The organism is Haloglomus halophilum (assembly GCF_024298885.1).
Taxonomy (GTDB): domain Archaea; phylum Halobacteriota; class Halobacteria; order Halobacteriales; family Haloarculaceae; genus Haloglomus; species Haloglomus halophilum.
On record NZ_CP101166.1, the window covers coordinates 2,946,062 to 2,969,876 of the forward strand.

At 70.7% G+C, this 23,815-nt stretch carries 18 protein-coding genes; 8 read left to right on the forward strand and 10 right to left on the reverse strand.

Translation table 11 applies throughout. The annotated features are described in order from the left end of the window. Position 1: 1 nt before the first annotated feature. Together NL114_RS14310 and NL114_RS14315 are read right to left on the reverse strand one after the other, a co-directional pair. Positions 2 to 466 (reverse strand): PaaI family thioesterase, encoded by a 465-nt coding sequence (locus tag NL114_RS14310; RefSeq protein ID WP_350355430.1) that lies wholly within the window; start codon positions 464 to 466, stop codon positions 2 to 4. Positions 467 to 558: 92 nt separating this feature from the next. Further along, a complete protein-coding gene (locus tag NL114_RS14315; protein WP_254821596.1) occupies positions 559 to 2,523 on the reverse strand; it encodes a 3-hydroxyacyl-CoA dehydrogenase/enoyl-CoA hydratase family protein in 1,965 nt (654 codons plus the stop codon). Positions 2,524 to 2,722: 199 nt separating this feature from the next. On the opposite strand from NL114_RS14315, the gene NL114_RS14320 reads away from it, so the two are divergent. Next, positions 2,723 to 4,813 carry a DUF7527 domain-containing protein gene (locus tag NL114_RS14320; protein ID WP_254821597.1) on the forward strand — a complete coding sequence of 697 codons (2,091 nt, stop codon included), beginning with the start codon at positions 2,723 to 2,725 and terminating at the stop codon, positions 4,811 to 4,813. A 16-nt stretch (positions 4,814 to 4,829) separates the two neighbouring features. Here the strand turns inward: NL114_RS14320 and NL114_RS14325 are convergent, their stop codons facing one another. After that, complete coding sequence (locus NL114_RS14325; RefSeq protein WP_254821598.1) at positions 4,830 to 5,135, reverse strand: hypothetical protein; 306 nt, start codon at positions 5,133 to 5,135, stop codon at positions 4,830 to 4,832. Between the two features lie 251 nt (positions 5,136 to 5,386). On the opposite strand from NL114_RS14325, the gene NL114_RS14330 reads away from it, so the two are divergent. From NL114_RS14330 to NL114_RS14340, 3 genes are all read left to right on the forward strand, one after another. Beyond that, positions 5,387 to 6,796, forward strand: coding sequence for an adenylosuccinate synthase (locus NL114_RS14330; RefSeq protein WP_254821599.1), 1,410 nt, complete (start codon positions 5,387 to 5,389; stop codon positions 6,794 to 6,796). A gap of 102 nt (positions 6,797 to 6,898) precedes the next feature. Beyond that, a complete protein-coding gene (locus NL114_RS14335) occupies positions 6,899 to 9,085 on the forward strand; it encodes a flippase activity-associated protein Agl23 (RefSeq protein WP_254821600.1) in 2,187 nt (728 codons plus the stop codon). A gap of 85 nt (positions 9,086 to 9,170) precedes the next feature. Then, positions 9,171 to 10,376: a 5-(carboxyamino)imidazole ribonucleotide synthase gene (locus tag NL114_RS14340; protein ID WP_254821601.1), complete on the forward strand. Its 1,206-nt coding sequence runs from the start codon at positions 9,171 to 9,173 to the stop codon at positions 10,374 to 10,376. A gap of 3 nt (positions 10,377 to 10,379) precedes the next feature. On the opposite strand, the gene NL114_RS14345 is transcribed toward NL114_RS14340, so the two are convergent. Continuing rightward, positions 10,380 to 11,435 (reverse strand): hypothetical protein, encoded by a 1,056-nt coding sequence (locus NL114_RS14345; protein ID WP_254821602.1) that lies wholly within the window; start codon positions 11,433 to 11,435, stop codon positions 10,380 to 10,382. 182 nt (positions 11,436 to 11,617) lie between these two features. Continuing rightward, a complete protein-coding gene (locus NL114_RS14350; RefSeq protein ID WP_254821603.1) occupies positions 11,618 to 12,586 on the reverse strand; it encodes a quinone oxidoreductase family protein in 969 nt (322 codons plus the stop codon). Between the two features lie 334 nt (positions 12,587 to 12,920). On the opposite strand from NL114_RS14350, the gene NL114_RS14355 reads away from it, so the two are divergent. The 3 genes from NL114_RS14355 (at position 12,921) to NL114_RS14365 (ending at position 17,878) form a co-directional block, all read left to right on the forward strand. Then, on the forward strand, positions 12,921 to 14,351 hold the full coding sequence (locus NL114_RS14355) for an FAD-binding oxidoreductase (RefSeq protein ID WP_254821604.1): 1,431 nt from the start codon (positions 12,921 to 12,923) through the stop codon (positions 14,349 to 14,351). 53 nt (positions 14,352 to 14,404) lie between these two features. Then, entirely contained in the window at positions 14,405 to 15,670 is a 1,266-nt protein-coding gene (locus NL114_RS14360) for an ABC transporter substrate-binding protein (RefSeq protein WP_254821605.1), read from the forward strand. 66 nt (positions 15,671 to 15,736) lie between these two features. Then, positions 15,737 to 17,878: a hypothetical protein gene (locus tag NL114_RS14365; RefSeq protein WP_254821606.1), complete on the forward strand. Its 2,142-nt coding sequence runs from the start codon at positions 15,737 to 15,739 to the stop codon at positions 17,876 to 17,878. Between the two features lie 84 nt (positions 17,879 to 17,962). Here the strand turns inward: NL114_RS14365 and NL114_RS14370 are convergent, their stop codons facing one another. The 5 genes from NL114_RS14370 to NL114_RS14390 form a co-directional block, all read right to left on the reverse strand. Continuing rightward, a complete protein-coding gene (locus NL114_RS14370; RefSeq protein ID WP_254821607.1) occupies positions 17,963 to 18,160 on the reverse strand; it encodes a DUF5800 family protein in 198 nt (65 codons plus the stop codon). A gap of 64 nt (positions 18,161 to 18,224) precedes the next feature. Then, the gene (locus NL114_RS14375; RefSeq protein ID WP_254821608.1) at positions 18,225 to 19,868 is read right to left on the reverse strand and encodes a class I adenylate-forming enzyme family protein; all 1,644 of its coding nucleotides are present in this window, start codon (positions 19,866 to 19,868) and stop codon (positions 18,225 to 18,227) included. A gap of 55 nt (positions 19,869 to 19,923) precedes the next feature. Then, positions 19,924 to 21,015, reverse strand: coding sequence for a mandelate racemase/muconate lactonizing enzyme family protein (locus NL114_RS14380; protein ID WP_254821609.1), 1,092 nt, complete (start codon positions 21,013 to 21,015; stop codon positions 19,924 to 19,926). Beyond that, a complete protein-coding gene (locus tag NL114_RS14385) occupies positions 21,012 to 21,989 on the reverse strand; it encodes a 1,4-dihydroxy-2-naphthoate polyprenyltransferase (protein WP_254821610.1) in 978 nt (325 codons plus the stop codon). The genes NL114_RS14380 and NL114_RS14385 overlap by 4 nt, the downstream gene beginning before the upstream one ends. Positions 21,990 to 22,077: 88 nt before the next feature. Further along, positions 22,078 to 22,779 carry a putative metal-binding motif-containing protein gene (locus tag NL114_RS14390; RefSeq protein ID WP_254821611.1) on the reverse strand — a complete coding sequence of 234 codons (702 nt, stop codon included), beginning with the start codon at positions 22,777 to 22,779 and terminating at the stop codon, positions 22,078 to 22,080. A 136-nt stretch (positions 22,780 to 22,915) separates the two neighbouring features. Here NL114_RS14390 and hisF point away from each other — a divergent pair, with 136 nt between their 5' ends. Further along, the gene (gene hisF, locus NL114_RS14395) at positions 22,916 to 23,731 is read left to right on the forward strand and encodes an imidazole glycerol phosphate synthase subunit HisF (RefSeq protein WP_254821612.1); all 816 of its coding nucleotides are present in this window, start codon (positions 22,916 to 22,918) and stop codon (positions 23,729 to 23,731) included. The last annotated feature ends 84 nt before the right edge of the window (positions 23,732 to 23,815 follow it).

Below are 23,815 nucleotides of genomic sequence, written 5' to 3' on the forward strand. Positions count from 1 at the left end.
GTCAGTCCTCGTCCTCGTCCGCGTCCGCGTTCCTGAACAGTCGATACGTCGTCCCGCCGGTCGCGACGACCTTCCGCTCGCCCTCGTGCATCGTCGTGACCTCGCACTCCGTGACGCCCATGCTCGACCCGGCGCGGACGACCTCGGCCGCGACGCGGAGGTCGTCGCGCGCGGGCCGGACGTAGCGCACGTTGAGGTCGGTCGTCGTCAGCGCCGCGTGGGCGGGGTTCTCGAACGTCGAGCGGAGGGCGAAGCCGCTGGCCGTGTCGATGACCGTCGCGGTGATACCACCGTGGACGGTCCCCGACGAGATGTTCGCGAACTTCTCGTCGAACGGCAGATCGAACACCGCCCGCCCGGGTTCGACCGCGACGATGTCGAGGTCGAGCCAGGCGAACAGGCCGTGCTCCCGGAGCTCTTGCTCCAGCGCCTCGGAGCCGGCGAGGTCCGCCGCGTCGGCGTCCACCGGGTCCCCGGAGCCGCCGACGAGGTCGCGAGAGCGGGTCGCATCGGCCGCGTCGGCCGCCGACTCGGTGCCGTCACCCTCCGTTCCGGTCACTATTTGCCCTCGAACTCCGGCTCGCGGTCGCCCATGAACGCCATGGCGCCCTCCTCCATGTCGTCGGTCGTGAGGAGGAGGCCGAACGCCTGGGACTCCATCTCGAGGCCGGCTTCCATGTTCTCGTCGGCGCCCTTGTTCATCACCTGCTTGGCCTTCTTCAGCGCGATGGGCGGTCCGTTGACGAGGTCGTCGACGAACTCCTCGCAGATCTCCTCGAAGTCCTCGCTGTCGACGGCGCAGTTGATGAGCCCCCACTTGTGGGCGCGCTCGGCGGAGATGCGGTTGCCGCGGAAGACGAGCTCCTTCGCGCGCGCCTCGGGCAGCATCCGCATCGCGCGCTGGGTGCCGCCGCCGCCCGGGATGAGGCCGAGGTCGATCTCCGGGAAGCCGAACTCCGAATCCTCGGTTGCCACGCGCAGGTCACACGCGAGCGCCAGCTCGTGGCCGCCGCCCAGACAGAAGCCGTCGATCTTCGCCAGCGTCGGCCGCGGGAAGTCGTTGACCGTCTGGAAGAACTCCGTCACCTCCACCTCGTGCGGGGCGATGCCGGAGAAACCGGTGATGTCCGCGCCCGCGGAGAACGCGCGGTCACCGTTCCCCTCGAACGTCACCGCGCGGACCTCGTCCGTGTCGACGGTGTTGAGCAGGTGGACGGTCTCCTGCATCAGGTCGTCGTTGAGGGCGTTCATCCGGGCCGGCCGGTCGAGCTCGATCTCGAGCAGGCCGTCGTCGTGCAGTTCGTGGTTGATGGTGGTGTAGTCGCGGGTGCCGTCCTCGCCGCCGCCGTAGTCGAAGAAGCCGCTCCCGGCGTCCTCGCCGGTCTCGCCCGCCTCGACCTTCTCGACGAGCCACGGGTCCGGCTCGTAGCGCTCGGCGCCGTACTCCTCGTGGAGGTCCTGCAGTTTCTCGAGCACCACGTCCAGGCCGATCTTGTCGGCGCGGCGGCACGGCCCCTCGGGGAACCCGGTGCCCAGGCGCATCCCGGTGTCGATGGCCTCCGGCGTCGCCACGTCCTCGCGGACGAGGTACGCCGCGCGGTTGATGATGCGGGCTTCGATGCGGAGCGTGTCGACGCCCTCACCGTCACCCGGCTCGTAGGTCGTGCCCTCGCCGTCCTCGTAGTCGTAGTAGCCCTTGCCGGTCTTCTGGCCGAGGTCGCCGGCCTCGACCTTCTCCTCGACGATGGGGGCGACCTCGCGGCCGGCCTCTTTCGCCACGTCGTAGCCGATGTCGATGCCGGTCATGTCCGACAGCTCGAACGGCCCCATCGGGTAGCCCCGCTGGTGGACCATCGCGGCGTCGATGGCCTCGACACTGGCGACGCCCTCGCTGGCCATCCACGCGGCCTCGTCACCGAACGGACCGAGGACGGTGTTGACCACGAACCCGCGCACGTCCTTCCGCACGTAGATGGGGGTCTTCTCGATATCTTCGACGAACTCGTAGGCGAGATCGGCGGTCTCGTCGGTGGTCTCCTCCCCGTAGATGACCTCGACGAGGTCCATCTTCACCGGCGGATTGAAGAAGTGCGTGCCGACGACCTGCTCGGGCCGCTCGGTCGCCTCGGCGATCTGCGTGATCGGCAGCGACGAGGTGTTCGAGGCGAAGATGGTGTGGTCCGGTGCGTACTCCTCGAGGTCGCCGTAGATGTCGCGCTTCAGGTCGAGCTTCTCGGGCGCGGCCTCGATGACGAGGTCGGCGTCCTCGACGGCCGCCTCCAGGTCGACCGCGGTGTCCACGCGGTCCAGCACCTCGTCGGGGTCCTGGTCGACGAGGCCCTTCTCCGCGAGCTTCTCCAGCGACCACTTGATGTCGTCGTAGCCGTCCTCGACGATCTCCTCCTTGATGTCCCGCATCGTCACGTCGTAGCCGCCCAGCGCCACGACCTCGGTGATGCCGTGACCCATGCTCCCCGCACCGAGCACGGTCACACGGTCGATATCCTCGAGTTCCAGAGTCATGCGAGCACGTGTGGCACACGCTCCGGCTTAATACCACCGGGATGGGTTACAGGTGTTAGGTAATACAGGAGGGTCGCTGACCAGCGTAAACTCCTCGCTCCGGTGTCGGCAGTTCCCGGACGCCGCCCCGGAGCCGCCGGTTCCGGGGTGGATGCTGGTGCCCGGAAGGTCTTTGGGCGGACCGATCCCACCGCTGGACATGACAACCCGCGCGGTCGCCGAGATGCGCGAGTGGGACGGCCGCCAGTACGACGGCGGGTTCGGCGGGCTACACGACCTGGCCGACCGGGAGTTCACCGGCGCCGTGGAGGCCGACGGCGCCGTCTGCTTCATGCTCCGCGGGCGCGTCGTCGGCGTCTTCGAGACGGACGAGGAGGCCGACCACGGGCTCCGTCCCGGCGACATCGACGCCTTCGAGGACGCCACCGGGACCGCGTACGAGGCACCACACGCCGCCCTCCCCCTGCTGTTCACCATGCAGGCCACCGGTGGCGAGGAGCGCGGCCGCTACTACACCGAGGACACGCCGCTGGAGGAGGTCCACGAGCGGCTCTCGGGCGGCTTCACCGGCTACGTCGAACTCTCCGAGAACGTCCTCTCGGGTGACTACTACTCCGTCTACCACGGCGGGCGCGCGAAGCACGTCGCCTTCGTCGGCCAGTCCCGCCGCCTGCTGGAGGACGAGGAGGCGTTCGAACGCTCATGCGACGAGGTCGGCATCTACACCGTCACCGCGGTCGACCTCGAGATAACCGAGATCCCCGGCGGCGAGGACCGGACGGCCGCGGGCGCTGGCGCGGCTGGTGCAGCCGGCGCCGGGGCGGCCGGCGCGGGTGCCGCTGGTGCGGCTGGCGCCGGTGCAGCAGCCGGGGAGTCCGACTCGTCCGCGAGCGAGGGTGTCGCTGGAGCAGGTACCGGGACCAGCGCGGACGACCCGCGTCTGGACGCCGACATCCCCGAGTCTGGACCCGACTCGACCAGCGAGCCCGAGACAGAGCCCGGGGGCGAGGCGGATGCCAAGGCCGGGTCGGCCCGCGACGATGAGTCCGACACGTCATCTCCCGGCGACACGGCATCCGGCACGCCGGCAGACGACGCCGACACGCTGGCGGTGGACCTGACCGGCGGCGACGACGGTGATGACGGTGGCGACGGTCACGATAGCGACGTGGGCGGCCCCGGAGCCGACACGGCCGAAGCCGACTCCTCGCCCGCGCCCGCGGCGGGCCCGGCCGACGACGAGGAGATCGAGGCGGCGGTAACCTCCGTCGAGCAGGCTGCTCCCGGGTCCGAGCCGCCAGGAGCGGCAGCGTCGTCGGACGGGCCCCCCATGGCCGAGTCGCCGGACGAGACACCCACGGACGAGGAGTCGGCCTCCGAGGCATCCTCGGAACCGGCGGCGTCCGGCGAGGACATGGCGGCGCTCCAGCGAACGCTCGACGACCGCGAGAACGAGGTCGAACGGCTGGAGGCGGAGGTCGACCGTCTCGAATCGGAGCTGCGGACGGTCCGGGACGAGCGCGACGACCTCGCCGCGCGCGTCGAGAACCTCGAGACGCGGCTCCACGACCTGGGGGCCGGTGCCGCCGCGCCGGAGACCGCGATGACGCCCGAGGAGGCGCTCTCGGGGACGAACCTCTTCGTCCGCTACCGCTCGAAGAGCGAGCCGACCCTGGACGACCTCTCGGATGGCGTCAGCCGCGAGGGCGTCATCGAGAACCTCCGGCTCGAGCATCACACCGAGTTCGATGCCGAGGCCGTCGCGGTCGACGGGCGGCAGTTCGACGCCTTCCTCGAGAGCACGCAGGAGTACCGGTTCGCCCGGTGGCTGGTGAGCGAGCTGCCGCTGGAGATCCGCGACACGGGGGCTCAGGGGAAGCTGGCGGACCTGTACGGCGCCCTGCCGGACATCGACCGGATCGAGTTCGGTGCGACGGTCGCCGACGACCGGACGTTCGACCTCGTCGCCCGAAACCGGATGGGCGAGCCGCTGGTCATCGCCACGCTGGACGACTCCCGCGAGCCGACACAGGACGAGGAACTGGCGGCCCTCGTCCGTGGCGGGTCAACGGTGTCGGAGGAGTCGGGGTCGCTGGCGTGCGCGATGGCCGCCACGGGCGCCTTCTTCGAGCCGGAGGCGCTCGCGACGGCCGAAGAGGCCACTGGTGGGAGCCTGTTGAGCCGCGACAAGCGCGAGAGTTACGTGAAACTATCGCGGGGCCGGGGCTTCCACCTCTGCCTCGTCGAAGACCGCGACGAGTCGTTCTATCTCTCGGTGCCGGAGCTCTGAGACAGGGTCGGCCGCTTCAGCCCTCGATCTCGGGGATGTCCTCGATCTTCATCCCTTCGAGCTTCTCGACGATCTCGTCGATCTTCCCGTCCAGGTCGTCGACGAAGTCGGCGGTGTCCTCCGTCGTGATGGCACCCTGGCTGGAGGGCTCGATGAGGTTCTCCTCCTCGAGCACCCGGAGGGAGTAGCGGACCTTGTGGTGGGGGTATCCAGTCTCGTTCGACATCTTCACGATGCCGATGGGTTCGTTCTCGATCACCATCCGCAAGACCTGCAGATGGCGTTCGAGCATGTCGACTTCCTTCTCGAGCCGATCTATCATGGCACGTGTTAACTCGTGAGACGAGGGTTTAAAAGTTGCCCTCACGCCGTCCGATTCGGGGGCGTCCCGGCGGACGGATGTCCGGAATCGGTACCGCGTACCACTCGGACCATGTTAACCCTTCCGACCGCGGCAGCCTCCGAGTGGCCGAATCGGGGGCGCTCGGGGCGCACGCGCGCCCAGATGCGCGAGTGGCGGCGGCCCCGGGGAACCGCAATCGGTTTGTTCGGCCACGCCGCACGCTGGGGCGGATGACTGTCACTATCGTCGGTTCGCAGTTCGGCGACGAAGGGAAGGGGGGGATCGTCGACGTGTTCGGCGAGGCGGCGGACGTGGTCGTGCGGTACCAGGGCGGCGACAACGCTGGCCACACCGTCGTTCACGAGGACATCGAGTACAAACTCTCGCTGGTACCTTCGGGCGCGGTCCGTGGGAAGATCGGCGTGCTGGGCAACGGCTGTGTCGTCAACCCGGCGACGCTGTTCGACGAACTCGATACACTTCGCGAGCGCGGGCTCGACCCCGACGTCCGCGTCGCCGAGCGCGCACACACGATTCTCCCGTTCCACCGCGTCCTCGACGGCCTCGAGGAGGACGTCAAGAGCGAGGACGACATCGCCGTCGGCACCACCGGACGCGGTATCGGCCCCACCTACGAGGACAAGGCCGGCCGGCGCGGGGTCCGCATCGGCGACCTGCTCGACCCCGACGTGCTCCGGGACCGCCTCGACTACGTGGTGCCACAGAAGCGGGCCCTCGTCGAGCAGGTGTACGACCTCGACCTCGACGGGCTCGATGCCGACGACTTCGGCATCGAGGTCACCGTCCCCGAGGCGTTCGACGAGGACACGCTGTTCGAGCGCTACCGCGCGTTCGGCGAACGGCTCGCCGACGAGGGGATGACCGTCAACTGCGGGGCCTTCCTCGCCGAGCGACGCGCGGCGGGCGAGCAGATCATGATGGAGGGTGCGCAGGGCACCGGCATCGACATCGACCACGGGAGCTACCCGTACGTCACCTCCTCGAACCCGACGGCCGGCGGCGCGACCGTCGGGACGGGACTCGGGCCGACGGTGGTCGGTCGTGGCGAGGTCGTCGGTATCGTGAAGGCGTACATCTCGCGGGTCGGGATGGGTCCGCTCCCGACCGAACTCGGCCACGTCGAGGGGCAGACCCCACCCGAGGGCGGCGACACCTCCGAGCGCGGTCAGGAGCTCGCGACCTACATCCGCGACGAGGGTGGCGAGTACGGTACCGTCACCGGTCGCCCGCGGCGGGTCGGCTGGCTCGACATGCCGATGCTCCGGCACGCTGCCACAGCCAGCGGCTTCACCGGCCTCGCGATCAACCACGTCGACACGCTCGCCGGCCTCGACACGGTGAAGGTCGGACACGCGTACGAGCGCGACGGCGAGGAGCAACTCACCATCCCGGCCACGACCGAGAAGTGGGCCGACTGCGAGGCGGTCTACCGTGAGTTCGACGGCTGGCCGGAGGCCGACTGGAGCGACGTGGCCGAGCGCGGCTACGACGCCCTCCCCGAGAACGCCCAGGAGTACCTCGGCTACATCGCGGCCGAACTCGACGCCGACATCTACGCCGTCGGTGTCGGTCCCGGGCGCGAGGACACGGTCGTCGTGCAGGACCCGTTCGAGGCGTAACTCCCCTCCCCACCCCTCCCGCCCGGTGCGTGCCGATAGCGGTGTGTCTCGGTTCGGGAGCAACCAGAAGGATTCTAAGGGCAGCGGCTACAGTCCGTAGCGATGGTGGCCGCCCCTGACGACGACCCCGGCGCCGACGACGGCGATCCGGGGCCAACAGATGCTCCCCCCACGGATGGTGAGGCCCCCGCTGCCGACGATGGTACCGACAGTGAACCGGCCGACGGGACCGGGTCCACGCCCTCCCCCGACCCGGACCCAGCCGACGGGACCGGGTCCATATCCTCCTCCGACCCGGACCCGGCCGCCGAGCGCGTCCGCACCGGTCGGCGACCGTTCCTCGCCGACTACCTCGGCACCGGCACCGAGCGCACCCTCCGGCTGGTGCTGGGCATCACGGTCCTCGCGCTCGTCGCGCGGCTCGTCCTGCTGGGTGACCGCGTCCAGCATTTCGACGAGGGCCGGGTCGCCTGGTGGACGCTGGAGTACATGCGGACGAGCTCGTTCAGCTACCGCTACATCATCCACGGGCCGTTCATCCAGCACCTGAACACGTTCCTGTTCTCCGTGCTGGGGACGACGGACTTCGCGACACGGGTCGTCCCGGCGCTGGTGGGTGGCCTCCTGCCCGCCACGGCGCTCCTGTTCCGCGAGCACCTGCGCCGGAGCGAACTCGTCGCGATGGCGCTGTTCCTCAGCTTCAACCCCATCCTGCTGTACTACTCCCGGTTCTCCCGGTCGACCATCCTCGTCGCCGGGTTCTCGTTCGTCGCGTTCGGGTTCTTCGTCCGTGCGATGGACGCCCGCCGGGCCCGCCACGAGTCGAAGACCGCCGCGACCGACGGCGGCACCTCGGTGGCCGCTCGTTCGAGCAGGACCGGCGGGGTGCTGGCCGACCTGTTCAGCCTCGAGACGACGCGTTCGCCCGCGCTGTACTTCCACGTCGGCGTGTTCTTCGTCGCGCTGGCGTTCGCCGCGAAGGAGAACGCGCTGGTGTACCTGCTCTGCTGGGCGGGCGCCGGCGTGCTCGTCTCGGACCGCCTGCTCTCGACGCCCGGCACCAGCGGGTTCGACCGCATCGAGGCCGCCCTGACACGCTTCGTCGTCAGTCCCGGCTACTACATCGGCCACGCGCTCGTCGCGCTCCTCATCGTCGGCGTCGTGACGCTGTTCTTCTACGCGCCGCGGGGCGCGGCGGCGCCGGACGGCGTCGGTCTGTACGCTGTACTCGGCCAGCCCGGACAGTTCCCGACGCTCGTCGACGCGACGGTCTCCGATATCGAGACCGGCCTGGAGTACTGGTTCGGCGGTTCGACCGAGGCGGGGTGTAACAAGGACAACCTCATCGATGGGTACCTCTGCTTCCTCGCCCGGTTCCTCGAATCGACCGTCCTCTACGCGGGTCCGCTGTTCGCCCTCTCGATTGTCGGTTTCGTCGCCGACCGCTACACCGCCGGCCGGCCGCGGGCGCTGGTGATGTTCGCCGCCTTCTGGGGCTTTGCCTCCGTCGTCGGCTACCCGCTCGGGACGGACATCTACGGCGCGTGGATCGTCGTGAACGCGCTCGTCCCGCTCGCGGTTCCTGCCGCCGTCGGCGCGGCCATCCTGTTCCGCTGGGGCGTCGACGCCTACCGCGAGGACGACGGCATCAGCGTGTTCCTCGTCCTCGTGCTGGTGCTCGCTGCGACCGGCGCGACCGGCTACCAGGGCGTGACCGGTGTCTACGCCGAACCCGAGGAGGGGCCGGACTCGCTCGTCCAGTACGCACAGCCGGAGGGCGAGTGGCGGCCGCTCATCGCGGAGATGCAGGCCGTTTCGGCGGGTAACGACCCCGCCGAGACGGACGTGCTCGTCCACGGCTCCTACTACGTCGACGGGGCCGAATCGGCCGTCCGCACGCCCGCCTGCATCAAGTGGTTCAAGATACTCCCGATGCCGTGGTACTTCGAGAAGGACCGGATGCAGGTCGCCTGCACCAACTCGACGGCGGAACTCGACTCGCTCGAGTCGGTCCCGCCGGTCGTCGTCGCTCGGGGGTCCCACGCCGAGGAACTCGACCAGAGACTCGGCGACGACTACCGCAAGGAGACGGTGCTGATCCGTCAGGACGCCATCTCGACGGTCGTCTACATCGAGCGGTCGGCACCCCGGGCCGATGTCGAGCGGTCGGCACCCCGGGCCGACGTTCAGCGGTCGGCACCCCGGGCCGACATAGCAGCGTCCGGCGACACCCACGAGGCTGTCCACGACGCCCGCGCCGCGCAGGCGCGGCTCCGGGCCGCCGGCTAACCTCGCCCGAGCTGGCGCTCTGTGCTGTTTCTCCCGCCTACCCGGAAGCGAAAGCGGTAGGGTCGGGCGCCGTGGACGCCCGGACATGACTCATTCCGACGGTCTCGATGCGCGGACGCTGGCCACTCCCGGCCCGACCCTGGGCGTGGTCGGTGGGGGACAGCTGGGCCGGATGCTGGGCGAGGCCGCGGGCCCGCTCGGCGTCGAACTCGTCGTCTCGGACCCGACGCCGGACTGTCCCGCGCGCTCGGTCGTCCGCGACCAGGTGGTCGGGGACTTCGACGACTACGAGACGCTCCGTGAACTCGGCGAGCGCGCCGACCTCCTCACCTTCGAGATCGAACTGGCGGACCCTGATACGCTGGACCGTGTCGCCGAGGAGACCGGCACGCCCGTCCACCCCGCACCGGAGACGCTGCGCACCATCCAGGACAAGTACGTCCAGAAGGAGGCGCTGGTCGAGCGGGGTATCCCGGTCCCGGCCTACCGGAAGGTGGACGACGCCGACGACCTCCACGCCGCCGGCGAGGAGCTGGGCTGGCCGCTGATGCTGAAGGCCCGCGAGGGTGGCTACGACGGCCGCGGGAACGTCCCCGTCGAGGGCCCCGGCGATGTCGAGGCGGCGATGGAGGCCATCGCCGGGCCAGCCATGGCCGAGGAGATGCTGGACTTCGAGCGCGAACTCGCGGTGATGGGCCTGCGCGGCGCCGACGAGCGCGATACGTTCCCCGTCACCGAGACCATCCACCGCGAGGAGATACTCCGCGAGTCCATCTCGCCGGCCCGGGCCGACGAGGCCATCCGCGTCCGGGCTCAGGAGGTCGCCGACGAGGTCCTCGACGCCATGGACGGGCGCGGCGCGTTCGGCATCGAGCTGTTCCAGGTCGACCCCGACGACCACGACGGCGAGGCCATCCTGGTCAACGAGATCGCCCCGCGCCCGCACAACTCCGGGCACTGGACCATCGAGGGCTGTCTCACCTCGCAGTTCGAGAACCACGTCCGCGCGGTGCTGGGCTGGCCGCTCGGCGCGACCGACCGCCGGGCGCCGACCGCGAACGCCAACCTGCTCGGCGATGTCGACGAGAACCGGCCGGCGGAGCTACGGGGCGTCGACGAGGTGCTGCGGGCGGACGGCGCTGCCCTCCACTGGTACTGCAAGCGCGAGGCCCGGCCGCTCCGGAAGCTGGGGCACGTCACGCAGGTCGGGAGCGAGGGCGAGGACATCAGCGACCTGCTGGAACAGGTGCGGGCCCTGCGCGACGCGACGACGTTCCAGCCGGACGCGTAGGCCTCAGTTCGGCGTGGTGACCCCGTCCTCGGGACCACCGGCCGACAGGTGGTCGAACTCGCCGGTCGGGATATCGCCGTCCGTCCAGACCAGCCGGCCGCTGGCCTCGACGTCGAGGCCGTCGTACGGGCCGAACCGGTCCGACTCGGACTCGATGTACGACGCCAGCTTCTCCGCCTCGGCTGCCTCGGCGTCGGGGTAGGTGTTCGCGAACGTGAGGTGGGTCGTCTCGGTGCCGAACCGCCACGACTTGAGTCCGCCCGTTATCTCGTCCGCCCGGAACCCGCGGGTCGTGGAGCCGTCCATCGCCTCCGGGTAGCACCAGAGCGCGTGCGGGTCGTCCACGGTGCCGAGCATCGCGTCGACGTACGCGTTGCCGTCGGCGTAGCTGGCCGCCTCGCCGGCCCCCGCGTCGATGATGGCCTTCGCGTACGGACCCGCGCCGTCGCTCTCGGGCCTCATCGGAGATACCTCCATGAGGACGTCCTCCGACACGGCGTAGACGTACTCGGTGCCGTAGATGTCGAAGCCCTCGTACTGCTCGGGCTCCGACCAGGGCGTCCGCGTCGGTGTCGTCGGGGTTCGCTCCGCGGTCGGCGTCGACGAGTCGCCGTCGCTGGTGATGCGTTCACCGATGGCATCCGGGTCGAACGAGCCGATGGCCACCCGTGCGTCGCCGACCCCGACCGAGGCAGCGATGTCGGCGGCGTCGACGTACCTGTCCGGGGCGGGGTAGAGCATCTCCCGTTCGAGGCGGCGATAGGCGTTCTCGTGCATCGCCTCCCGGTGCCGCCGGATGGCCGCGATATCGAACATCCGGACACCGTAGCCGTCCCGAAACGGCGACGAGGCCGGGTTCGGGAGCCACTGTGCGAGGTCGACCGACACCGACTCGGTCGTCCCGTCCGCCGGCGTCGGTTCGTCTGTCGCGGAGGGCCCGGCCGGGGAACTGGCGCCGCCGGTCGGGGAGGTGCTGGTACAGCCGGCCAGTGTTGCGAGCGCTCCACCGCCGAGCGCGAGACCTGTCGCTTCGAGGAGGGACCGTCTTGAGCGGGGCATCGTCCGGAATCGTGCCACGGGTTGTAAAAATCTTCTCTAAGTTCAGGAACCACAAAACGACGGTATAGGTCGCTTCTGGTGTCGGTATATAGTCTAGTTGAATCTTATATGGCTTATATTCGGGATTGTATAGTAATACGCTGTGTTGGGTATGGGAAGTGGAATGAAAATCTGCTACCTGCCTACGGCGTCAGCACGACCTTCCCCGAGGACTTGCGGTCCTCGATGTACTGGTGGGCCTCGGCGGCGTCGGTGAGGTCGAACGTCTCGCCGACCTGGACCTCCAGCGTGCCGTCGCCGAGCAGCTCGGTCAGTTCGGGGACAGCGCCCATCACCTCCATCGGCTTGCGCTCGATGGCGCGGCCGAGGTGGTAGCCCTCGACGGTGACGTTGCCGAACAGGAGCTTGTCGGTCGGTGGGGCGCCCGGTTCGCCCGAGGCGGCGCCGTAGACGACGAGCGTGCCGAACTCCTTGAGCGCGTCCACGGAGCGCTCGGTGGTGTCGCTCCCGATGCCGTCCAGCACCATGTCCAGGCCGTAGTCCGTCTCGGCCTTGGCCACCTCGACGAAGTCCTCCTCCGTGTAGTTGATGGGGTGGTCACAGCCCAGCGACGCCGCCTTGTCCAGCTTCTCCTGGGTCGAGGCCGTGCCGAACACCTCGGCGCCGGCGTTGCTGGCGAGCTGGACGGCCGCGGTGCCGACCCCGCCCGCCGCGGCGTGGACGAGCACGGAGTCGCCCTCCTCCAGCCCGCCCCACTCGAACAGGCAGTTGTGGGCCGTGAGGTACTGGACCGGGAAGCCCGCGGCCTCCTCGAAGCTCATCTCGCCGGGGATGTCCATCAGCCCCATCGCGTCGGCGATGGCGTAGTCGGCGTAGCCGCCGCCGTTGACCATCGAGACCACCTCGTCGCCGACCTCCCGGCCGACCCCGTCGCCGACGGCGTCGACGACGCCCGCGACCTCCATCCCGGGCGTGTAGGGCGGCTGCGGACCGCCGTGGTAGTGGCCGCGGCGCTGCATGATGTCCGCGAAGTTGATGCCCGCGGCCTTCACCTCGATACGGACCTGCCCGTCGTCCGGTTCGGGAACGTCCTGCTCGATCTGTTCGAGTTCGCCCGCGTCACCGAACGCGGACACCTGGATGGCTCGCATGGGTTGGTCGTCGCTCGCCCGCCGTATAAACGATACTGTTAGGCGAAAAGCTCCAAACGTTTATCATTGTAAGCGACACAGGCGGAAGTGGAGCATCCGTTTCCCCGTTTCGGGTGCTCCGCTCCGTCCCGTTCCGTGTCGGCGCGGACCCACCACCGCGCCGACGCGTTCTTTCCCCTGTCCCTTCGGGCCGATACGCCACGGCGGTAGCCGGTGCCGCGGTGCCGCGGTGCCGCGGTGACTCGGTGACGAGGCGGCGGCGCAGTGCCTCGACAAGAACCCCCCCGGAACCGCGCGGATAGCTTTATCATCGCCTGCCCGTGCACTACCGGGTATGTCGTACGATTGTGCGTTCCTCGCCGACCTGCTGCCGGAGGAGCAAGTCTCGTTCGGGGAGTCCGACCGCGGGAGTCACGCTGCCGACTGGGGGGCCGAGGAGGCCGGCCGCGGCGTCACACCCGACGCCGTCGTCTGGCCCGAGTCGACCGAGGACGTGAGCACGGTCCTCGAGGCCGCCAACGACCGCGGGGTCCCCGTGACGCCGTACGCCGCGGGCACGTCGCTGGAGGGCAATGCCGTCCCGCAGTTCAAGGGCATCTCGATGGACGTGACCCGGATGAACGACGTGCTGGAGGTCCGCCCGGACGACTTCCAGATCGACGTCCAGCCCGGCGTGATGGGGAGCAAGGTCGACGAGACCGTCGAGTCCGAGGGGATGTTCTTCCCGCCGATGCCGTCCTCGGCGAACATCTCGACCATCGGGGGGATGATCGTCAACGACGCCTCCGGGCAGAAGACGGTGAAGTACGGCGAGGTGGGCGACTGGGTGCTGGAGCTGGAGGCCGTCCTCGCCGACGGGACCGTCATCGAGGCGGGGTCGAAGGCCGTCAAGACCAGCGCCGGCTACAACCTGAAGGACATCCTCGTCGGCAGCGAGGGGACGCTCGGTGTCGTCACCCGCGCGACGCTCGAACTGGAGGGGCTGCCCGAACAGATCCGCGGCGGGCGCGCGGTCTTCGACGACCTCGACGATGCGACCAACGCCATCTACGACGCCGTCCGCTCGGGCGTCGACGTGGCGAAGATCGAACTCATCGACTCGCTCGCCGCCGAGATGTCGAACGCCTACCTCGATACGGGCCTTCCGGACAAGCCGATGGTGTTCCTGGAGTTCCACGCCAACCACGGGGTCCAGGAGGAGATCGACTTCTGCGAGACCATCTTCGAGAGCCACGACGTCTCGCTGTTCGACATGAGCGAGGACGAGGAGCGGATGGCCGAACTCTGGAAGGCCCGCACCGAACTGGCCTTCGCCCTCCAGAGCTACGACCCGGATCTCCGGCCCATCCACCCGGGCGACATCACGGTCCCCATCTCGAAGTACCCCGACATCATCCGCTACGCGAAGGAACTGGGCGAAGAGCACGATATCATGGTCCCCGTCTTCGGGCACGCCGGCGACGGCAACGTCCACTACTCCGTGATGGTCGACCCCGAGGACGACGCCATGGTGGAGACGGGCGAGGAGATCTACGACGCGGTCGTCCGCAAGGCCATCGAGATGGGCGGCACCTGCACCGGCGAGCACGGCATCGGCGGCGGCAAGCGGGAGTACCTCGAACTCGAGCACGGCGAGGGTGCCGTCGAGGCGATGCGCCGCATCAAGGGCGCGCTCGACCCGAAAGACACGCTCAACCCCGGGAAGATCTTCCCGGAGACCATCGAGGAGGGCGGCCGGGTCCGCCTCTCGGCCGACGACGACTGACGACGGTTTCACCGACGGAACTGTTTTCCGTGCGCCCTCGCCGTCCCGCACGTATGGTCCCCCCGAGTGCGAGTCGCCGCGGGGCCCTCTCGCTGCTCGGCAGCGCCGTGCTCGGCGGCTGTTCGGCCCTGCTCGGCGACTCCGAACCGACGGAGCGGTCGCCGACGACGGGCCAGCAGCCGGTGCGGCTCGGCGTCTTCGCCCCGGACCCCGACACGTTCCCGCCGGGGCGCGCCATCGCCGAGGGCGCGCGGTTGGGCGCCGCGGCGGTCAACCGCGCAGGTGGACTGGCGGGTCGGCCCCTGGAGCCGGTCGTCCTCGACACGGCGGCGTCGCCGCAGGTCGCCAGTGGGGCGTACACCGAGCGAGTATCGGGCGGTGATGTCGGACCGACCGTGGGCGGCTACCTCACCCCGGTCGTTCGGGAACTGGCGGAACACGTCGGGTCGTCGTCCGTCCACCTCACGACCGGTGCGTCGGGGCCGGGACTCGCCCGACTGGTGGGCGAGCGGTACGACGACTACCGGGGGCTGTTCCGCGCCGGACCGCCGAACACGGCGACGCTGGTCGAGCCGCTGTCCCGGTTCGTCGCCGGGCAGGCTGACGCCGCGGGCTGGGAGCGCGTCGCGACACTGGTCACGGACCGCCCCTGGTTCGCCCCGTTCGGCGAGCACCTGGCTGACCGGCTCCGCGACCACGTCGAGGTGGTCGAGACGGTCGAGCAGTCCGGGACCTGCGGGACGACGTACGCCGGGCTGTTCGACGAGGTGGCCGAGGCGGGCGCCGACGCGCTCGTCGCGGTCGCCGACACCTGCGCATCGAAGCTCGTCCGCGACTGGGGCGACCAGCGGCCACCCTTCGCGCTCGGGGGCTACCTGCCGCCGGTAGCGCGGCCCTCGTTCGGGGCGTCGGTCGACGGCTACGCGGCCGGTGCGTTCACACTCGTCCCGGCGGCGGTTCCCGCTCGCCCCGACCACCCGCCGCCGTTCGTAGCGGCGTACCGGGACCGGTTCGGCCGGGCGCCGGCCCCGGAGGCCGCGTACGCGTACGACGCCGTCCGGATACTCCGGGTCGCCGCGCCGAACGATGGGATGCCCGTCGGGGAACTCATCGACCGGCTGGAACGGGTGACGCTCGAGGACAGCGCCGCGTACCGCCGACTCGCCTTCCAGGGCCCGGACAGCAGGTTCCCCCACGACCCCCCGCCCGACCTCGGGGCCGGCGTCCCGCGCGTGGTGCAGTGGCAGGACGGGGCGCCCGTCCCGGTCCATCCGGCGGGCGCGGCCGGGGGCGAGTACCGCCGCCCGCCGTGGCGGTGACATCGGCACGCGGTAAGCATCCCGGTAGCGCGAACCTTTTCGTTCCGGCGAGTACCCCATCGGACGATGGCTTCGCTCCGACCGAGCCACCGTCTGTCGGTCGTATCGACCCTCGTCCTCGCCCTCCTCCTCGCCATCCAGCCGGCGGCGGCCGCCGCGATGGCCCCCGGGCCGACCACCGTCGGGGCCACGCCACGCCCGGCGCTGGCGCAGTCCGACGGCACCAACGAGAGCGACGGGCTCGACGCCGACCACGTCTACGTCGAGCGTGACGGGGACGTGATACTGGTGTCGAACGGCACGGACGCCGCCAGCAGGGCCAACGCCACCGTCGAGGACGACTCGCTCGACGAGGTCCGCAACGCCTCGTTCGGCCTCGTCACGGGGCAGGGGCTGCTGTACGGGCTGTACGAGACGGACCGCTCGGAGCTCGCCGAGGACGGCGAGACGTTCCCCGGGACGTTCTCGTTCGCGACGCGTGCAGCGCCCGACCGGCTCGCCGCCGGCGGGACGTTCGCGACGGAGCGCCCGGCCCAGCTGCAGGCGTTCCGGCTGGCCCTCGAGGGCGCGCGAACGGGCGAGCGTGCCGGCGCGACGCTCGACGGGCGCGCGACGGTGACCCTGAACGGCTCCGCGGCGGCGGGAGCGGTGCTGGAGCGCGCGGAGACCGACTCGTACGCCCGGGTCGGGCCCCGGAACCTCACGCTCCGGAGCAACGGGACGGCACGGGTCGCGCCCGCTGCAGCCGGGATGGCCGACCCGTTCCGGTTCTCGGCGGTCCTGACCGAGGAGCCGGGTGTCTACCGACTCGCGGTCGAGCGCAACAGCAGCGTGGGTGCCGAGGCGGTCGGGAACTGGTCCACGCGCGAGCGGGCTCGTGCGACGCTCGAACGCCGCTTCGCTGGCCAGGACGCTCGGCAGGTCGCCAACACGTCGCTCCGACTCCGTGACTACGCGTTCCGGAACGCGAGCGACGGCGAGGGGGGTCGCGTGGTCGTCAGCTACGTCGTCCGGTACGAGGGGGTGAAGGCCCGGCTGCGCCCCCTGGCGCTGGGTGCGCTCACGGCCGACGAGGAGAACGGGCTCGACCCGTTGCAGGCCCAGCGCATCACCGCAGACCTGTTCGCGCTCCGGGTCGAGCGAGCCGCGGTCGACGCGACCTACCGTGACGGCCGGTTCGAGGGCTCGACGGAGCTCCGCCTGAACCGCTACGACCGGGCCATCGACGGCGCGCTCGACCTGGCGACCGCGTACAACCTCACCGCCAACGAGACCGTCGCGCGCTACGTCCGGGGCTTCCGGACCCGGTTCGACGCCGCGCGCGAGGCGGGGCTCGTCCGGGAGTACCGCCTCGGGACGACCTACGAGCGGCCCGGGGCCCGCGAGGCGACCGTCGAGGTGACCGGTCGCTACCGGACCACCAACTGGGACGCGTACGTCGCCGAGCTGGACGAGCGCGGCGTCACGCAGCTCGACCTGACGGGCGACCTGCACGCACGCGCCGACGGTGACCATCTCCGGGGTAACGCCAGCGTGGCGGCCGTCCGGCCGGGGCTGCTGGCCGACGCCGTCGACGGCCTCCGGAACCTCTCGCGGGCCGGCGTCGAGGACGAGTTCGCCTCGCCCGCCGAACGCGCCGCGGAGCGCGAGGAGTTCAACGACACCCAGGAGGTGCTCGATGCGTTCGAACGGAGCGACCTCCGGACGGCCCGCTTCGAGTTGAACGTGACCGACGAGGCCGCACGCATCGAGGGGGCGGCCCGTTTCGGGAACCTGAGTGCCTTCCGCCCGCTCCTGCGCAACGATACCACCGGCGAACTGCCGACCGACCTGGTCGTCCGCGAGGCCGTCGCCCGGCCGCGACCCGACGGCGGTTCCGTGGTGTACGTCTACGCCGAGGGGGCGGTGCCGGTCCGGCCGACTGAGGCCGACGTCCGGGCGCTCGCGGCCGTCAACGAGAGCACGACGGTCCACATGCCCGGCGAGTGGGACCGGTCGTTCCCGCGCGTCGACCGCGAGCGGGCGTACGGGGTCCTCCGGGAGACCCCACCCGAACCCACGCCGACGGAGACGCCGCTCCCGCCGACCGACGGCACGAACGGAACCAGCAGCGGCGGGCAGCCCGGCTTCGGCCCCACTGCCGCAGCCGTGGCGCTCGTGGCCGGCGTGGTGGTGCTGGCTCGGCGGCGAGGTGTCCTCGCGGAGTAAGTCCGAAGCTACTCGGCTACTTCAGAATGGTGTTGATTTCTCACGTATCTGCTGCTTCTGATTCCTATGGGCTGGATAACTCGATTACGATAGGATATCCTTCACGCGTCGCGGCTCGCCGGAGAGTGCGGGGTCCTCCTCGACCATCTGGAGCACCTCGTGGTCGGTCACGTCGGGGTAGCTCTTCTGGGTGGCCTCCTCGATGAGCTCGGCGTCCAGCCGGAACTCCGTCCCCTCGTAGACCACGTCGGCGCCCTTCTCGTCGAACGATAGAACGGTCATACGCGGCGATAGCCGGTCGGCGTACAAAAAGGGCGCGCCCCGGGGTTCCGGACGGAGCGGTGGCTCAGTCCTCGCCCTCGGCGTCGGCGGCCTCCGTGCTGGCGCCGTCGCCCAGCTCGAAGACGGTGGTGTCGGCGTCCGGTGCCTGCAGGCGGGCGCGGACCGCCTCGCGGTCGACGGTGTCCGAGGCCGTCCGGGGGAGCGCATCGGTGAGGCCGACCGTCCGCGGGAGCTTGTAGCCGGCCAGTCGCTCCCGGCAGTGGCGCTCGAGTGCCGCCGCCTCGACAGCACCGTCCGCGACGACCAGCGCCGCCACGCGCTCGCCGAACTCCGGGTCCGGGAGCCCCACGACCGCCGCATCGGTGATACCCGGGAACGCGCGGAGGGCATCGACGACCTCGCCGGGGTCGACCGTCTCGCCGCCCGGATTGAGTCGGTCGTCGAGCCGGTTGAGCACCCAGAGGCGGCCGTCCTCGTCACGGTAACCGGCGTCGCCCGTGTGGAATCCGTGGGGCCCGAACGCCCGTTCGGTCGCCGTCGAATCGCGGTAGTAGCCCGGCGTCACGGCGGGCCCGCTGACCACGAGCTCGCCCCGCTCACCGGGCGCCACGGCCCCGCCGTCGCTGCCGATGACGGCGACCTCCGTGGTGAACAGGGGGTTCCCGACGGTCCCCGGGTTGGCGCGTGCCTCCGACGGGCGTGCCGTCGCGATCTGCGAGGCGGTCTCGGTCATGCCGTACGTGGGCGCGACGGGCACGTCGCGTTCGGCGCACCGCTCCAGCAGCTCGTCGCTCGCCGGCGCGCCGCCGAGCAGGACGAATCGGAGCGAGTCGGGGAGGCTACCGGCGTCGAGCAGTCGCGACAGCATCGTCGGCACCAGCGATGTACAGGTCGCGCCCGTCTCGTGCATCGCGTCGAGCGCCGCGTCGGGGTCGAAGCCGCCGACGCTGTCGGCCGCGCCGTCCCCGTCATCCTGCTGCCCCGGCGCGTCGGGGCCCCGGAGGGCTACCGTGGTTCCGTAACAGACCGAGCGGTAGACCGGCGCCAGCCCGCCCATGTGGCTCATCGGGAGCGGGTCGAACCAGCGGTCCGCCGGGTCCAGCCCCAGCCGGAAGGCCGAGGCGGTGGCGCTCGCCAGGACGTTGCCCATCCGCAGGTCGACCGCCTTCGGGTCGCCGGTCGTCCCGGAGGTGAACAGCAGGCAGAGCCGCCGCCCCGGCGACCATGCTGGGAGGTCGAACGTCTCCGGCGTCGCGTCGGCGAGCGCCGTCGCGCCCTCGCGGGGCGTGTCGATGGTGGCCACGGGGAGGTCGGTACCCGCGTCGGCCGCGCGCTCGGCCGCCGCCAGGACGGTGGCCTCCGTCGCCGCGTCACCACAGACGAGCCCGCAGTCGGCCTGCAGCGCCCGCTCGGCCAGTTCCGCCGCGGTCGAGCGGGCGTGTAACGGCACCAGAACGGCACCCAGCCGCATCACCGCGTGGACGAGTTCGACGAACACTGGGCGCGTCGGGAGGCAGACGCCGACGTGGGTTCCGACGCCGACGCCCATCGCCGAGAGGCGCCCGGCGAGTTCCTCGACGCGGTCGTCCAGTTCGCGGTAGGTGGTCGGCCCGTCTTCACCGTCGCCGGCTGCCGCGGCACCGTCGGCGACGCGGAGCGCCGTCGCTCCCGGTGTCGCTGTCGCCCGGTGGGCCAACCAGTCGCGCACGACAACGGACTTGCGACGTGGGGGTATTTGCTGTTTCGCTCCGTCTTCCGCAATCTCACACCCGGTCGGTTCCTCCCTGGTGCCATCGCGTCGTCCCCGTCACGCCGGGGCCGTCCGGGACCCGCACCCGCCCGTCGGAGACTGGGACCGGGTCGATATCGAGCAGGTCGCGCTCCAGCCGATCGCCCGTCGCGAGGCCGCAGGCCGCCACGTCCGGTACTGCGGCGGCCGCGTGGACGGCGGTCGCGCGCGCCAGCGCCCCGTCGATGGTCGTCGTGAGGACCGGTTCGACACCGGCCTCACGTGCCGCGCGAGCGGCGGCCACGGCGCGGTCGGGGCCGCCGAGTGCCATCGGCTTCAGCACGAGTACGTCCGCCGCGTCCGCGTCCAGTGCCGCCGTGACGGGCGACTCGCCGATTGCCAGTGACTCATCGAGCGCGATGCCGACACCCAGCCCCCGGAGCTCGGCGTGTGCCTGCAGGTCGCGTCGCGTGCCCGACTCCGGGGTCGGGTCGGCCGCGAGTGGCTGCTCGACGTAGGCCACGCCGTGGTCGGCGAACGCCGTGAGCGCGCGCTCGGCCGTCGACGGGTCCCACGCGCCGTTGGCGTCCGCCCGGAGGGTGACATCCGGACAGCGGTCCCGGACGGCCGCGACGCGCTCGATGTCGGCCGCGACGGACCGCGCCCCGACCTTCAGCTTCACCGTTCCGAAGCCGTCGACGACGGCCGCTGCGACCGCGTCGGTCGTCGCCTCGGGGTCGCCGTCACCGACGGTGGCGTTCACCGGCACGGACGCCGCGGGCGTAGACCCCTCGCCCACCTCGTCGGCCAGGGTCCGGGCCAGCGGTTCGCCCGCCGCCCGCGCTCTCGCGTCAAGCACCGCGCTCGCGACCGCGTGGCGGGCCGCCGGCGCGCCGGCGAGCGCGTCGTGGTCCGGAGTCGGTGGCTCGTCGCCAGCGCCGACCGCTTCGAGTGCTGCCTCACATTCCGCGAGTGACTCCGTCCAGTCCGGCAGCGGCGCGGCCTCGCCCACGCCGGTCGTCCCGTCGACGGAGACGCGGACCACGAACCCCTCGCGCTCGGATATCTCGCCGCGAGCAGTGGCGAGCGGCCGCGAGAGCGCCAGCGCGAACGGTTCGACGTTCATACGAAGCGCGGCAGGACCAGCCCCACGGCGAACAGCACCGAGTGCGCGGCCAGCAGCTTCCCGGTCTTCTCCAGCGCGGGGTTGAGCGCCGCGCCGTCCGTGCGTTCGAGCAGCGTCTCGCCGATGTCGAGGGCACCGGAGAGCGTCGCCAGCGGGAGCAGCGTCCACAGCCCCCAGCCGGTGGCCGCGAACACCGCGGGGACCGCGTAGGCCATCCCAACGAGCGCGCAGAACTCGACGCGGGAGAAACGGTAGCCCAGCAGGACGGTCAGCGTCTGCTTGCCGGCCTCGGCGTCCGTCTCGCGGTCGCGGACGTTGTTGATGACGAGGATCGCGGACGAAAGGCCCGCGGCCGGGAGCGCGGCGACCACGGCGGCGAGCGGCACGACCGACAGCGGCGCGTCGAACGGCGGGATGCCGGCGACGCTGGCGACCGCCTGCACGTAGTAGGTGCCGGTGACGGCGACGAGGCCGAAGTACAGGAAGACGAAGAACTCGCCCAGCCCCCGGTAGCCGTACGGGTACGGCCCGCCGGTGTAGAGGATGCCCGCCGCGACCGAGGAGAGGCCGACGACGACGATGACCGGGCCGCCGACGTAGACGAGGTACGTCCCGAGGAGGATTGCGAGGCCGAACGTCGCGTACATCGCACGTTTGACCTGTGCGGCGGGGATGAGCCCGCCCGCGGTGACGCGGGTGAACCCCTCGCGCTCCTCGGTGTCGGCGCCCTTCACCGCGTCGTAGTAGTCGTTCGCGAAGTTGGTCCCGATCTGCAGGAGCAGGGCCCCCACGAGCGCGCCGAGCGCGGGCAGCGCGGCGAACTCGCCCAGGCGGAGCGCGAGACCCGTCCCGACGATGACGGGTGCGGCGCCCGCCGGGAGGGTCTGTGGCCGGGCCGCCATCACCCACGCCTCGCGCTTGCTGATGTCTGCGGGGTCACGGTCGGGCCCGTCGGTCTCGACCTCCGTACTCATTGGTTACCGGTAGGTCCGGGCGGGTTGAAGGGTGTACCGGGGTCGCTTCACGACATCGGCGCCCCGGCGGACCGGGCAGGATTCCCGGTCAGGGTGTCGGCGTTGGAGTCGTCCCCTCGTCGACCTGTCCGTCGCAGTCGTTGTCCTTCCCGTCACGCCGCTCGGGCGCCCCCGGATACACCGTTTCGTCGGTGTCGTTGCAGTCTTCCTCGGCCGTGTATCCGTCGTCATCGGCGTCCCGCGGTGTCGCTGTGGGTGTTGGTGTGGTGCCCTCGTCGATCTCCCCGTCGCAGTCGTTATCCTTCCCGTCGCGGACCTCCTCGGCGCCGGGGTGGACCGTTTCGTCGGTGTCGTTGCAGTCCTCCTCGGCCGTGTACCCGTCCGCGTCGGCATCGCGCGGCGTCGGGGTTCCGCTCGGCTCCGTCGTCGCCGTCCGTGTCTCGGGCGAGCGCGGTGTCGGAGTCGCCGTTACCGTGGCTGTTGGTGTGGGCGTGGGCGTTCGTGTGGACGTGGGTGTCGGTTGCCGTGTCCGCGTCGGCGTTTCGGCACCGGCGCCGCCCGCGGTTGCAGTCGGTGACGGCGTGGTTGTTGCAGTCGCGGTCGCTGTCGGCGATGGTGTGGCTGTCGCGGTCACTGTCGGTGACGGTGTGGCCGTCGCCGTCGCGCCGTCGTTCGCCCCCGGTGACGGGATGCCCGTACAGCCCGCGATGAGCACCAGCGTCGCGGTCGCCACCGCGATTCCGAGACGGGTCGTCCTGCCGCCGAATCGGTTTCGTGCATCACCCCCCATGTCAGCAGATGCCACGGCTCCGGCGCATAAGGTTTCCCCTGTCGACAGCGCCGACCGGCCGCCGGTCGGGTGCGCGACGAATCGCCCGAACCGTCACCGTCAAAGCCGCCCGCCGACTCCCTTCGGATACGAGTCGATGACCCTCACCAAACGCATCATCCCCTGCATCGACGTCGACCTGGACGAGAACGGCGACGCGAAGGTGTACACGGGGGTCAACTTCGAGGACCTGCAGTACACGGGCGACCCGGTGGAGATGGCCCGGGCGTACAATCGCGCGGGCGCCGACGAGTTCGTCTTCCTCGACATCACCGCCTCGGCCGACGGCCGCGAGACGATGCTTGACACCGTCTCCGCCGTCGCGGACGAGGTGTTCATCCCGCTCACGGTGGGTGGCGGCATCCGAACGAAGGCCGATATCGTCGAGACGCTCCGCGCGGGTGCCGACAAGGTCTCCATCAACACGGGCGCGCTCGAGCGGCCCGAACTCATCACCGAGGGCGCCGATTCGGTGGGGAGTCAGGCCATCGTCATCAGCGTGGACGCCCGCCGGCGCTACGACGAGGCGGGCGAGCACTACGAACAGGTCGACGGGGAGTCCTGCTGGTTCGAGTGTACCGTCAAGGGCGGCCGCGAGGGCACCGGCACCGACGTGGTCTCGTGGGCCCAGGAGGCCGAGGAGCGCGGTGCGGGCGAGCTGTTCGTCAACTCCATCGACGCCGACGGGACGAAGGACGGCTACGACATCCCGTTGACGCGGGCGGTCTGTGACGCCGTCTCGACCCCCGTCATCGCCTCCTCGGGCTGTGGCGGCCCGGAGGACGCCTACGAGGTGTTCACCGAGGCCGGCGCCGACGCGGCGCTCGCGGCCAGCATCTTCCACTTCGACGAGTTCTCCATCGACGAGGTCAAACGTTATCTCGACGAGCGCGGGGTCCCGGTCCGGCTCTAAGGGCTGCCCCGTGTTTCGACTCCAGCTGGCGACCGGAACGGCAACAGATGTCCCGTACCGACCGGACAGGCGGAGCACGATGCT